The sequence below is a fragment of the Pseudanabaena sp. PCC 6802 genome (assembly GCF_000332175.1).
Taxonomy (GTDB): Bacteria; Cyanobacteriota; Cyanobacteriia; order Pseudanabaenales; family Pseudanabaenaceae; genus PCC-6802.
This window is the reverse complement of record NZ_KB235914.1, coordinates 1,416,467-1,429,040: the sequence shown is the minus strand read 5'-3', so window position 1 is coordinate 1,429,040 and position 12,574 is coordinate 1,416,467. Positions and strand designations below refer to the sequence as shown.

Here is a 12,574-nt window from a genome sequence, read left to right as displayed (position 1 = left end):
TTTATTTATGAGAAAACTCCTAAATTAACGATCGCCATGAAACCACTAAGAATCTTAATTAGCATAATTCTAGTGTTCGCATTAATCCTATCCTTTGCGTTACCAGCATCCGCGTTCTGCGGTTTCTACGTCGCCAAAGCCGACACGAAGCTCTACAACCAGGCATCACAGGTAATTATTGCCCGCGATAGCAATCGCACCATTCTTACTATGGCAAACGACTATAAAGGCGATGTCAAAGACTTTGCGATCGTGGTACCAGTACCGACTCTACTCAAAAAAGAACAGGTGCGCGTCGGAGAATCGAAGATTCTCGATCGCCTCGACGCCTTTAGTGCGCCGCGATTAGTAGAATATTACGATTCCGATCCCTGTGCTATAGTTGAATACGATCGCGTATTCAAAAATGCACCGCTACAATCACGGACTGCTGGTGGAACAAGAGGTATGTTGGACGAAAGAGGATTGGGCGTGACCATCGAAGAGAGATTTACTGTAGGAGAATATGACATTCTCATTCTCAGTGCCAAGGAATCCGATGGTCTGGAAACCTGGCTGACGGAAAACGGCTACCGCATTCCCGCAGGAGCAAGCCAATTGCTGCAACCCTATATTCGCCAGAACATGAAATTCTTCGTAGCGAAGGTGAATCTCAAGGAATTTGATAAAACTGGTTCGCAGTTGTTGCGTCCTCTGATGATGGCGTATGAATCGCCTCGCTTCATGCTGCCGATTCGCCTGGGTATGGTCAACGCCAATGCCGCCCAGGACTTGATCGTCTACCTGCTGTCTCCGAAGGGACAGGTGGAAGTAGCGAACTATCGCACGGTTAAGGTTCCCTCCGGCGACGAGATTCCCGTATTTGTCAAAAACGAATTCGGTGACTTCTACAAGGCCATGTTCAAGACTGCCTACGATCGCGAAGACAGAAAAGTCGCATTTATGGAATATGCCTGGGATATGAGTAGCTGCGACCCCTGCTCTGCCGATCCCCTGACACCAGAGGAGTTGCGCCAAGCTGGTGTATTCTGGTTGGACTCTGGTGCTCCTGCTGGATTAACCGTACCGTTCCGTCGCCGTCGTCCCTTTCCCAATCCCCAATTTAGTGGTGGTGTATTTATTACGCGCCTGCATATTCGTTACACCCGCGATCGCTTCCCCGAGGATTTGATTTTCAAATCTACTTCCAATCGCGAACAGTTCCAAGGGCGGTACGTGATGCGTCACGCCTTCAAGGGTGAAGCAAGCTGCGAAGCTGGGAAAGAATATAAGCGATCTTTACCAAAGCGCTTCGAGCGGGAGGCTCAGACCTTAGCCACGCTCACGGGCTGGGATATCCAGGATATCCGCCGTAAAATAGGCGTGACTGCGACAACTAGCCCAAACATGCCATTTTGGCGCAATATTTGGCGTTGAATCGAGTTTAAGGTCTCACTCTGGCTAAGAGTTCGGTGATTTTAAATGGTTCGATCCAATAATTGATTGAAAACAGGTTTTATTGACGGGGTGAAGGGGTGGAACGCGGCAGTAGCTCTAGCGGGGAACCCCCAAGACCGCCCTGCCTCCCCTTCTTGGGGGCAACGCCGCCACCCCCCCTTTTCGTTTTCATCTGAAAACCGCTATAGCACCCGCCTATTCTACCAATTACCCTGATAGATTGCTCAGGAGCTTCTAACCTCTGCGTAAGTGAATCATTATCGCAATGCCCAAACGTTTCTTTTTGGATGTTTGGCAAGTACCAAGGGGCAAGGTGGGAACTGCCAACCCTACCACTACATCTACATGAGCAAAAGCAAAAGCTCAGAATATTGGGATACGGACGCACGGAAACGCGCAGGTCTTAATCTAACTGGGAGGAGCAGAGAGTAATATCTCTCCTCGACCCAATTCTGCCGCTGTGTTAATCTCCACTAATCTCTACTAATTTTTCGCCAGAACTCAATAACTCTAATGCATCAGGTAAAGTCGAGCTTAGAATTTCACGTAACCGAGCGTTCGATGTATTTCCACAAGTTAACCAAATAATTTGTGGCGGTGCTGCCAAACGTTCAACTAGATCTACGAAATCGCTATCCTTAGTCATAAATATAACGCCTTGAGCTTTTGCTGCTTCAAAGATTTCAGGATCTTCAGCATCTCTCAATCCGAGATCGCGTAAAGCTACTGCGGTAATTCCAAATGTGTCTGTAATCCAAGTTGCGATCGCAGGTGACAAGTGCGCATCGATCCAAATCGTTGTCATGCGACTAAAACAGGGTGATTGAGTTTACGTGAAGCGTAGGCAAGTGCCGCTTTTAAGTCATCCATTTCTAGATCTGGTAGTTCTTCCAAAATTTGTTCAGCACTCAGCCCTGCTGCAAATAGATCCAAAACATCAGATACTCGGATTCTCATGCCACGGATACAGGGGCGACCACCACACTGTCTAGGATTCACTGTGATTCGTTCAAATAAGTTTGACATTTGATACAGCCTCCATCAATACTAAACGTTTATCGAAAAGTTTGTTCGTTTCCTCAAAAAATAGCTCCTCACACCGATCGCTTTCAGCAAGATCGCAAAACTTCGATAGAGTTCTTGCCCGCGTCGAGCTAACTCTTCTTTGCTGTAACGTCGTTGACGCAATGTCATAGGGTTGCCCTCAGTTTCAACATTGCCCCTCCATTTTACCCTGAGCGATCGCCCCTTTATCGCTAGCACCCACCTAATTCTACCAATTACCCTGATAGATGAGTTCAGGAGCTTCTAACCTCTACGTAAGTGAATCATTATCGCAATGCCCGAACTGTTTTTTTGAATGTTTGGCAAGTGCGAAAGGTTAATGTGGTCACTATAGCGGTTTTCAGATGAGAACAGTACGAGCATCACACTCAGCAAACCAACCTAAGATATCGGAATGAGAGACAGCATTAAAAGCGTCAGTAATGGCAGCATCAAGCTCATCTTTGGTTCTGGGAGCGCTAGACCGCAGGATTGCTTTGACCTTAGACCAAAACAATTCAATCGGCGATAACTCCGGTGAATAAGTCGGCAGGAAGATTAAGGTAGCACCGGCATCCTCAATCGCCTGACGCACTTCATCAGTAACATGGAAATTGATATTATCCATAATCACAACCGCACCTGCCCATAGCTGTGGTACCAGTACCTCACTCACGTAGAATAGGAAAGTCAATGTGTCATTGCTGCTGAGAAACGTCAACGCGGCAATGATGCCAGACATTGCCAGTGCCGCAATCATAGTCAGGTTTTTACCTCGACGTGCAGGTTTGCTGCTATAAGCACGTTGTCCTTTAGCTGCACGGGCATGGGTGCGTCTCATGCTCAGGTTTACCCCGGCTTCATCAATAAATACCAGGTTATCAGTCTCAATCGCCCACAGCAGCAGTTGGTATTCCAGACGTAAGTTTCTCACTGCCTCTGTATCTCGTTTGTCGGCGTGCTCAGTTTTTTTTTGCGACTCAACTCTATTTTCTGCAAAGTTCGACAAATTGTCGCTGGGCTCACTTTTACGCCAGTGCGTTCGGCTAATTGGACGGCGATTTCGGCTAATGTGGCATCATTTTGCCGTTCGACAATGTCTGCTAACACCGGGTAGTGTTGTTCGCCTAGTTTAGCAATTGCTCCACCGCCACGTGGACTAGGGGCGACGTTGCCTGTGCGTTTATACCTCTGCACGATCTCGTTTACCCAACCGCGTTTGACGGCAAAGCGCTCTGCTACTGCCTGCATCGTGGTTTGTCCACTTTGATAGGCTGCCACTACTCGTGCGCGTAAATCCTCGGAGATGGTTATTCCTTTTGGCATTTTTCTCACGATCGTACCATGCTGTTCTCATCTGAAAACCGCTATACGATCCCCAAATGATTCAAGTCTTGTACTTGGATATTCAAGATGAAAGTCCTAACTCATCAAAAAATATCCTACCTCTATTTCCCTGCCTGCGAAATGTCGGCTTGAGCGTCATAGAGGCTAACAGTTCCCACCATTGCCTCTCGCTATCCCGTCTCACACAAGAGCATACAAGTGCCATCTAACCTGCATTATTCATGAGGTGAGGCAGGCTAAGTCTTTGGCGGCTTGTTCGTAGGATACATTCGCACTCAAGATCAGGCTACATCTTTCCACATACGGGCTCACCTGGCTATAGGGGGCTACTTTGAGCTTCTGCGCTTGCTTTTGCGTGAGGTGGAGCTGTCCGATGCTGCTTTGCACTCGCCTGTGGCGTCCTGCTTCTGTGCCCGTAACTGTGCGGATAAAAAACTCCCTATTTCTGGGCTGATATGTTCGAGGATTTGCTGCCGCACAGCGATTTCGATCCCTTCCAAGCTGGTTAGTTGTTCCGATGGTGTATTCTGATAAAGGATGGCGGCAATAGCTTGAACGTGCGCTTGCATTTCTTTTTCCTGCTCTGGAGTCATGGTTGCTCTCCTTGGGGTTGGTTTCTCGTATTCCTATCTTCTGATTTCTTCCCCCTTTTGGCTACCCATCTATATTAAGCATTATTACTCAGTGCAAAGTTGAGATGCTCCCCTCTATTCCCTCTCGCGCGAAGCACTTGCTCAACTATTGGAGTTGGCTCATGCCTTGTTTGCTAATGGCCGATCTACGACTCAGGCTTTGGAGGTACTTATGCTTGCTTAACTTCACACTGTCTATCTAGATATATTTATATAACCTTCCAAGTCGTGTACAGTAATCATATGTTTCTGACACTCTTGGTACTTGACGTTAGCTTCATTCTGCCATAGTTATAGCGTTTTTCAATTGAGAACAGGTTTTATTGACGGGGTGAAGGGGTTTCACCCCTTCTTGGGGGCAACGCCCCCAAACCCCCTTCTCGTTTTCATCTGAAAACCGCTATATTAAAGTCCGCCTGCGCGGACTTTAAGTAAAAGGGGGTAACTAAACAGGAGGATTTGGGATTGGGTATTTTATTTATGAGGAAAACCTTCTAAGCCATTACCATGCCGCCATCGACATTAAATACTTGTCCGGTAATGTATGCGGCAGCCGGATCGGCAGCAAGAAAGCGCACCATACCTGCCACTTCGGCAGGCGTGCCGTAACGACCGAGGGGAATAAACTGTAAAATTCCCTCCGCTTGCAAGCCAGCCGTCATATCGGTAGTAATAAAACCTGGTGCGACTGCATTCACGGTAATGCCGCGACTGGCTAGCTCTTTGGCAACGGTTTTGGTAAAACCAATTACGCCCGCCTTGGCAGCGCTATAGTTTGCTTGTCCGGGGTTACCCATTTGTCCAGCTACTGAGGCAATATTAACGATCCGACCCGACTTTTGCTTCAGCATGATCTTGGCAACGGCGCGAGTGCACAAAAACACGCCTGTAAGATTGAGGTCGATCGCGGCTTGCCAGTCTTCCAGTTTCATGCGCAGCAGCAGGGCATCTTTGGTAATGCCCGCATTATTGACCAGGATGTCAATCCGTCCCCATTTGGTCATCGCTGCTTCGATCAGTCGATCGACGAGATCTGGTTGAGAAACATTGGCTTGAACGGCGATCGCTTCGCCACCCGCCGCCTGAATTTCTTGCACGATCTCGTCAGCGGCGTTACTAGAGCTAGCGTAGTTGACGACGACCTTAGCGTCCTCATTGGCTAGCGCGATCGCGATCGCGCGTCCAATACCCCTTGATGCCCCAGTTACGACTGCTACCTGTCCTGCTAGATGTGCCATTTGCCAAAGAAAAAGTAAAACTTGCTTAACGAAGTGTAGCAGCTAATGTTACACTCAAATTTCGCGCAAATCAAATACGCGGGTGTAGTTTAGTGGTAAAACTCCTGCCTTCCAAGCAGATGTTGCGGGTTCGATTCCCGCCACCCGCTTAGTCAACTAGCCTAAAATGAGGGAAGCAGAGCTAAAGAAGAGGCGGATTGTATAGAGTAGGGGCGATCGCTATGGCTGTAGGAGCCTACAAATGGACGACTGACTCTTACCACCAGGCAATTGAAGCTGGTGTTTTTGACGACCGGCCAGTTGAGTTATTAAAGGGAGAAATAGTGCTGATGGCTTCTGAGGGAGTGTCTCATCAAAACCATTTTGACTGATGGTATAGTTTCTCCAATTGCGTTTCCAGAGATATCAATAGAAGTACAGCAGATGTTTAGCTGATAATAACTGGTTAATCCTGTGAGCAAGGTGATTTTTGTTAGTTTAATGCTATTGTTAGCAAGCTGTTCGCTTGGCGAAATAAGCAATTCCAATAAGAGTTTAGTGGGCGTACCAGATGTTCGATCGAGCGCGTCGAATCTACCACCAGGCCCCGAGCGCCTTGCTAGATTGCGCAAAGGGATTAATCTCAGTAACTGGTTTGCGCAGGGAAAAAGTGGCGATCTAGAGCACGTTAAAACCTTTATTACAGAGGCGGATATCCGAAAGATCAAAAGCATGGGCTTTACCCACGTGCGTCTACCTATCGATCCCACTTATTTTTTGGATGAGAATAATCCTGGCGGCATCAATCCAGACTATTTAACGCAACTAGATCGAGCGATCGCTACAATTGTGGCAAACGATCTAGCGGTAATCGTCGATTTACATCACCCTGGCGATGGATTTAGGCAAAAACTAGCCCATGATGACAGTTTTGTAGTGGCGATTGAGAATTTTTGGCGTAGTCTTGCCAAACATTACGCCTCCTACGATCCTAATTTGTTATTTTTTGAGGTATTGAACGAACCGGCGTTTACCTACATGTTTGCCGATCGACAAACAGCAGTCAAACGTTGGGCGAGCGTGCAAGAGAGACTGGTCAAAGCCATCCGCCAAAGTGCTCCCCAGCATACGCTAATCGTCACTGATGCCGACTTTGGCAATATCGAGCATCTGCGCCAGATGCCCTTACTCGCAGACAAAAATGTTATCTATAACATCCATTTCTACGAGCCAATGGTTTTCACTCATCAGAGAGCGGATTGGATCGAGCGCTTCAAAGATTTGCAGGATATTCCCTATCCTTTCTCTTCCCAGGCATGTCAGAGCAATCTGCCGCAGCTAAAAGCAGAATCTAGAGGCGCGATCGCGTGGTACTGCAAAGAAAATTGGGGGAAGGCGCAATTAGAAAAAGAGATTGCCCAACTAGCCGTCTGGCAAAAGGAACACAATGCCAAATTAGTAGTGACTGAGTTTGGCGTTTACAAACTAACTCCAGCAAGTTACCGTCTCAACTGGATTGGGGACGTGCGATCGCTGTTTGAGAAGTACGATATCGGCTGGACAATGTGGGAATATAGTGGCGGCTTTGGCTTAACTAAAGAAGGAGAACGGGAGCGAAGCATCGATCTGGAAGTAGCAGAAGCATTAGGACTGAAAGGAGGCGATCGAAAATGAGCGAGTCGGCAGATTTTTCTCGGGACGCACGCCAGTACGCGCCAGCTACTCAGCGCAATCGAGAACCGATTCTAGAAGTACTCTTACAAGTTTTACCACCAACAGGAACGGTGTTAGAGGTTTCTAGCGGAACGGGCGAACATGCGGTTTTTCTGGCACCAAAGCTTTATCCCCGCCAGTGGCTCCCCTCCGATCCAAATCCCGTAGCACGGGCGAGCATATCGGCATGGCAACAAGTTCACCCCGCACCTAATTTATTCCCTCCGATCGCCATAGATGCTACCGATCGCATTTGGCCGGTCGAGCAGGATCTATTGCTACCAAATTTCGACCCGAAGCAATCCCCAATTGTAGCGATCGTCAATATCAACATGATTCATATTTCCCCCTGGACGGCCTGTTTGGGCTTAATGGCTGGCGCGCAGAGAATTTTACCGTCAGGAGGTATCCTGTATCTCTACGGCCCATTCAAACAAGGCGGTCAGCATACAGCACCTAGCAATGTCGCGTTCGATCGCAGCTTGCAGGCACAAAACCCAGAGTGGGGCGTGCGTAACTTAGAGGATGTAATTGCGATCGCTGGCGATCGCAATCTCTCATTCCTGCGAACCTACACGATGCCAGCCAATAATCTCTCGGTTGTCTTTGCGAAGCAATCTTAAAATCCCTCTTCCTAAACTCCCCCGCAACCGCCCCGATCCCAAATCCTGGGTTTCCCCTTTTTCTCGGAGTCTGCGCAGGCGGACTTTGTTTGTGTCGTGGCAATCTCCCTAAGCGATCGCCTCCAGGATAGCTTTTGGCGATAGTTTATCTTTGAACCAGACGATCCTGGCTGGCGTGTCGCTTACCTTCACGCCTGCTTTCTCTAGATTCAAGCGCTCCGATATTGCCAGAACTAAGTTTTCGCACTGCGACTGTCGTACCTGAGAGAATTTCTTGCGCAGGTATTCCGGTCGCCAATATCCCACAATTTCCAAGAGGAACGATCGCCCGTCTGGATGCACGAGCCGGAAGTCAGGAATCATCACGCTGCCTGGAATGGGAATCAGTTCCACCTCGCGCTCTAATTTCCACTCGCTGTTGAGAGCATCCCAGCGATCGGCAAACGAGGCTTCTAACATGCTGTCGTAGGTTTTGCCTGGAGGGTAATGACTGACTAAGGCACAGTCAGAGGCGAGATCGAATTGACCTTTCCGCATCTGCTTGCTGTAGGGATCGCGTTCGATTAGATTAGCTCTGAGATTCCACTTTGTGACGTGCAGGAGAGCGGGGAGTAACTTGGCGATCGCCAGTCCATAGCGCGTACTGCTGTTAAATAGACTGACAGGACCATCAATCGCGATCGTAAAACCATGCTCCGTGTCGCCTTCAATATATGCCATTAATTGAAATAGCTTGAGATAGCGAAATAGTAGTTTATATTCACCCGGATCGTTGCGATGCACGTTCAAGACGATATCGCTGGCACGATAAAATATGCCCTGTACTTGGGAGAGATTGTAGCGATGCAATAATGCTTCCGGTGTGGGCGGATCGAACTGGGTGAGAATGCGATTTTCGGCGAGATCGGCGTACAATCCGGCACTAATTTGGGCGGGTAAGACCTCGCGCTTGAGTTCCTGCGTTAATTCATCCGCTAATTTCGTTAAAGTTTGTTGGGTGGCAGACAGAGATGGCAAAGATTGAGCCGAGAGTTGGAAGACGCGCGCGCGCAGATCCTGCGGATCGAGGGGACTGACGATCTCAAACGTACTGAAGCTATGGCGGAGGATATAAGCCAATCCCCGTTTCATGCGATAGTCAGGGCTATCGCCTTCCAACTCCTGCAATTGGCGATCCAGTTCTCTTTGCGGCTCGCCTCGGGTGGATTGAAAAATATTAATCAATTCAGCGGCGATCGCGATATTCCGAACGTCTAACTTCAAGCATTTAGGAATAATCGTTTCTCCGTTCCGCCTCTGGATCAGAAGTTCGCTCGGCAGCATGAATTTATCCCAACGCTTTGAGTACGGGAGCCGTAGAAACAATATGGCGATCGAGTCCGAGCGTAACGGGATCGATCCCCAAAGCCAAACCGATTACTTGGGACAAATGTAAGATGGGAATTCCTAACTTTCTCCCAATTACCCGCTCCACTTCTGGCTGGCGCGAGTCCAAATTGAGATGACATAGCGGGCATGGCGTGACAATACAATCAGCGCCAGCATCGATCGCTTCGCTGAGATGTCGTCCTGCCATTGAAAATGAAGCATTGGTAGCATAACTGGAGATCGGCCAACCGCAGCACTGCACTCGACCGGCATAATAAATTGGCGTTGCTCCCAAGGTGCGAAACACATTCTCCAAAGACTCCGGCTTATAGGGATCGTCAAACCGCGTTACCGTTTGGGCGCGTAAAAGATAGCAGCCATAGAAAGCCGCGCATTTGAGATTGCTCAGCGATCGCTTTACCTTCTCTTGAAGCCGTTCCAGGCCATAGTCGCGCAGCAAAATCCACAGCAGGTGCAACACTTCTGTAGAACCCTGAAAATGATGTCCTTCCGCCTCTAGTAACTGATTGACCTGCTCGCGTCGTTCCGGATTAGTAAACTTCAGCTTATCGTTTACTCTGCCCAGCACTCCCTGACAAGTACTGCATTGCGTCATGACAGACAAATTCAACTCTTCCGCCAGGGCGATGTTGCGAGCGTTCACCGTATCTTCCATTAGCTCGTCGGTTTCTTTGAACGTGCCGGAACCACAGCAGGATGCCTTATGTAATTCGACTAACTCGATACCCAGGGCTTTTGCGATCGCCGTTGTCGAAGCATGAAGTTCCTTACAGGCTCCCTTTGCCACGCACCCAGGATAATATGCATATTTCAATTCTTTAGTTTCCGTCATAATTTAACACCGTAATAATAAATAATTTAGCTAAGGTAAGACAAGTTCGATTTATAAACTACTCTTGAAGAAGTTGATGTTGAATATAGTTATAGCCTTGTTCAAAACTAAAAAGCATCTTACATCCATATTTATCCAAGGCTTCGACAATATCGGGTGCGTCAAAGTCCTTGGAATTACGATTGAGAAAGCATTTCTTAGCTGTGCTAGGTATACTCAAATGATTAATTACGGATGCATATACGACAGCATCCTGTGGAGAAAGACTAAGATCGGTCTCAAATCTAGTTGCAGCAGTTAATATGTCTTTCTCTAAAGATATAATTTCAGCTACGCTCAAAATTCTGTCTATTGTCAGTCTCAGTGTGTTTTTCTCTTCTTCAATGCTCCGAATTAAAAAGCTGGTTAGGTTCTGCAATAAATCATTAGCACCCTCTTTATATACTTCTGAACGAGATAGTTGCTTAAGCTCGGCTTTGACTCCACCATTGAGTATAGATTGTCTCTTGTTCTCAAAAGTGCGAATGGTTGTATAAGACTCCACTACGCAGTAAGCAGGAATAATTAGCTGCGCTTTTCGATCCTCACAAATAGCGACTATTGCTTCGCAACTTCTATATTGCTCCTGTCTGAGAACCATTTCCAAAATAAAGTTTGACTCAACATATATTTTCATGCTGCTAACTCAAGTACAGCATGACCGCCCTTAATTGCATCATATAGACCAGACTCAAATAGCCAGTTTTGGGTGCTTCCCAATTTAGCGGGCGGGATATCCGAGCGCATAATCTCATCCAGCCAAGCCTCAACAATCAACTCCAAACTTCTCCCACTCATATGCTCTATTGGTACGCCAGTTCTGTCAGCATATGGCTGCAAAATCGGAGTTGCATCGATTTCATAATCTGGTTGAATAATCTCTGGTAAAACACCAGCGTTCTTCCATAAATAAAAGCGATCCGGTGTTACTAGCAAAAAGAAACTAGTTTGTGGGAAATAACCGTGCGCAAGCATATTACGACGCAATTTAGTCACCCACTCTGAAGAAGCTCTCAATTTTTGCTTTACTTCAACAATTAAGACTAGTTGATTGTTTTTATCATAACCTGCTATATCTAGATCCGGATTTGTCAGTCTCATTGTTAGTTATCCTTTTGTGATGAATTACTAATTGAAATAGATATGCCCTTGCGAAACTCATTGATGGCTTTGGTTATACTTTTCTCATGAAACTGCTCCTGCTTTATTCTGGTTTCTGGTTCGTTGAGAAGTTGTGCAACCATTATTAACTACCTCCATCCTTACCTCGTTTCTGTACTGACTCGATGAGAGTTTTGATTTGTTGTTTTGCCTCGGATGGCTTAAACTCCCAAGGCCAGGGCATTTTCCTAGAGAGAATCATGCGGATACCTAGCGGTATGAGGCTCAACATCCCTTTGATGTCGCTGAAGTTATTGCCAACTACCTTAACCCCAAACTTGCTTTCGTCAATCCAACCGGATTCCTTCACTAACTCCACCATCGTATGGCGGTGGCGTTGAGCCGTTGATTCTGGTAGCTCCCGATCCTGCAAAATCTCTTGCTTGATCTGAGAAATGCGATCCAGGGGCTGTACTCCCACGGGGCAAACTTCATTGCAGTTATAGCAGCGCGTACAACCCCAAACAAAGTCGAGATCGTTATATTTCGCAACCCGTTCGGTGGTAAGGTCATCGCGGTTATCTGCCAGTACGCGGTACGCTTTAGCCAGCGCATGGGGACCGACAAAGCGATCGCTGACATTGGTAGCATTGCACTCTGAATAGCAGGAACCGCAAAGGATACAGTTAGCCGCTGCTTGTAACTTCTCCCTTTGCGCTGGAGTTTGTAAGAATTCGGTGTTAGAGATTTGCCGCGACGCAGTGGAAACGTAGGGATCGACTCTAGAGAGGTTGTCCCAAAATTTCGACATATCGACTACTAGATCCTTAATCACTGGCAAATTGTGCATTGGCTCGATTACAAGCACGCGATCGCGATCGCGATTGAGATCGCTCTCCGTCGATGCGGGAGAGTGGCGCAGCGAACCCTGAATTTCTAAGACTTCACTGACTAATTTCTGGCAGGCTAGACCTGAGACCCCATTGATGCGCATACCACAGGAGCCGCAAATAACATTCCGGCAATTACGACGAAATACCAACGAGCCATCCTGCTCCCATTGGATTTTATTCAAAATATCCAGGACAGTGTTGGCTTGAGGATCGGCTTCCACTTCGTAGGTTTGATATACAGGATTGCTAGAGCGAGATGCCTGACGCTGAATTTTGACGGAAATCTTCATAATTTGAACCGTTGCTT

The 12,574-nt window shown here is 47.5% G+C and carries 16 protein-coding genes and 1 tRNA gene; 5 read left to right on the top strand and 12 right to left on the bottom strand.

Annotated elements, in window-relative coordinates; translation table 11 throughout:
* Positions 1-36 precede the first annotated feature (36 nt).
* Entirely contained in the window at positions 37-1,416 is a 1,380-nt protein-coding gene (locus tag PSE6802_RS0111860; RefSeq protein WP_026103248.1) for a DUF2330 domain-containing protein, read from the top strand.
* 484 nt (positions 1,417-1,900) lie between these two features.
* Here the strand turns inward: PSE6802_RS0111860 and PSE6802_RS0111855 are convergent, their stop codons facing one another.
* The 6 genes from PSE6802_RS0111855 to fabG all read right to left on the bottom strand — a co-directional run bounded on the left by PSE6802_RS0111855 (position 1,901) and on the right by fabG (position 5,698).
* Entirely contained in the window at positions 1,901-2,242 is a 342-nt protein-coding gene (locus PSE6802_RS0111855; protein ID WP_019500276.1) for a DUF5615 family PIN-like protein, read from the bottom strand.
* Entirely contained in the window at positions 2,239-2,463 is a 225-nt protein-coding gene (locus PSE6802_RS0111850; RefSeq protein ID WP_026103247.1) for a DUF433 domain-containing protein, read from the bottom strand. The genes PSE6802_RS0111855 and PSE6802_RS0111850 overlap by 4 nt, the downstream gene beginning before the upstream one ends.
* Positions 2,464-2,842: 379 nt before the next feature.
* Entirely contained in the window at positions 2,843-3,415 is a 573-nt protein-coding gene (locus PSE6802_RS0111845; RefSeq protein ID WP_019500274.1) for an IS630 family transposase, read from the bottom strand.
* Complete coding sequence (locus tag PSE6802_RS0111840; RefSeq protein ID WP_019500273.1) at positions 3,412-3,807, bottom strand: IS630 transposase-related protein; 396 nt, start codon at positions 3,805-3,807, stop codon at positions 3,412-3,414. The genes PSE6802_RS0111845 and PSE6802_RS0111840 overlap by 4 nt, the downstream gene beginning before the upstream one ends.
* Before the next feature lie 347 nt (positions 3,808-4,154).
* Positions 4,155-4,421 (bottom strand): hypothetical protein, encoded by a 267-nt coding sequence (locus PSE6802_RS0111835; RefSeq protein ID WP_019500272.1) that lies wholly within the window; start codon positions 4,419-4,421, stop codon positions 4,155-4,157.
* A 533-nt stretch (positions 4,422-4,954) separates the two neighbouring features.
* Positions 4,955-5,698, bottom strand: a complete 744-nt coding sequence (fabG, locus tag PSE6802_RS0111830) for a 3-oxoacyl-[acyl-carrier-protein] reductase (RefSeq protein ID WP_019500271.1) — start codon at positions 5,696-5,698, stop codon at positions 4,955-4,957.
* Positions 5,699-5,776: 78 nt separating this feature from the next.
* Between fabG and PSE6802_RS0111825 the strand changes: the two genes are divergently transcribed.
* From PSE6802_RS0111825 to PSE6802_RS0111810, 4 genes are all read left to right on the top strand, one after another.
* Positions 5,777-5,847, top strand: a tRNA-Gly gene (locus PSE6802_RS0111825).
* Between the two features lie 48 nt (positions 5,848-5,895).
* A complete protein-coding gene (locus tag PSE6802_RS33390; RefSeq protein ID WP_019500270.1) occupies positions 5,896-6,069 on the top strand; it encodes a hypothetical protein in 174 nt (57 codons plus the stop codon).
* An 82-nt stretch (positions 6,070-6,151) separates the two neighbouring features.
* Entirely contained in the window at positions 6,152-7,351 is a 1,200-nt protein-coding gene (locus PSE6802_RS0111815; RefSeq protein ID WP_019500269.1) for a glycoside hydrolase family 5 protein, read from the top strand.
* Positions 7,348-8,013 carry a DUF938 domain-containing protein gene (locus PSE6802_RS0111810; protein WP_019500268.1) on the top strand — a complete coding sequence of 222 codons (666 nt, stop codon included), beginning with the start codon at positions 7,348-7,350 and terminating at the stop codon, positions 8,011-8,013. The genes PSE6802_RS0111815 and PSE6802_RS0111810 overlap by 4 nt, the downstream gene beginning before the upstream one ends.
* A 108-nt stretch (positions 8,014-8,121) precedes the next feature.
* Here the strand turns inward: PSE6802_RS0111810 and PSE6802_RS0111805 are convergent, their stop codons facing one another.
* The 6 genes from PSE6802_RS0111805 to PSE6802_RS0111780 are packed head-to-tail and all read right to left on the bottom strand — an operon-like array spanning position 8,122 to position 12,557.
* Entirely contained in the window at positions 8,122-9,336 is a 1,215-nt protein-coding gene (locus tag PSE6802_RS0111805) for a DUF790 family protein (protein WP_019500267.1), read from the bottom strand.
* 4 nt (positions 9,337-9,340) lie between these two features.
* On the bottom strand, positions 9,341-10,234 hold the full coding sequence (locus PSE6802_RS0111800; protein WP_019500266.1) for a CoB--CoM heterodisulfide reductase iron-sulfur subunit B family protein: 894 nt from the start codon (positions 10,232-10,234) through the stop codon (positions 9,341-9,343).
* A 58-nt stretch (positions 10,235-10,292) separates the two neighbouring features.
* Complete coding sequence (locus tag PSE6802_RS0111795; RefSeq protein ID WP_019500265.1) at positions 10,293-10,910, bottom strand: PIN domain-containing protein; 618 nt, start codon at positions 10,908-10,910, stop codon at positions 10,293-10,295.
* A complete protein-coding gene (locus PSE6802_RS0111790) occupies positions 10,907-11,374 on the bottom strand; it encodes a hypothetical protein (protein ID WP_019500264.1) in 468 nt (155 codons plus the stop codon). Before PSE6802_RS0111790 ends, PSE6802_RS0111795 begins: the two co-directional genes overlap by 4 nt.
* A 2-nt stretch (positions 11,375-11,376) precedes the next feature.
* Positions 11,377-11,517 carry a hypothetical protein gene (locus PSE6802_RS33385; RefSeq protein WP_019500263.1) on the bottom strand — a complete coding sequence of 47 codons (141 nt, stop codon included), beginning with the start codon at positions 11,515-11,517 and terminating at the stop codon, positions 11,377-11,379.
* A gap of 2 nt (positions 11,518-11,519) precedes the next feature.
* The gene (locus tag PSE6802_RS0111780) at positions 11,520-12,557 is read right to left on the bottom strand and encodes a succinate dehydrogenase/fumarate reductase iron-sulfur subunit (RefSeq protein WP_019500262.1); all 1,038 of its coding nucleotides are present in this window, start codon (positions 12,555-12,557) and stop codon (positions 11,520-11,522) included.
* Between the last annotated feature and the right edge of the window lie 17 nt (positions 12,558-12,574).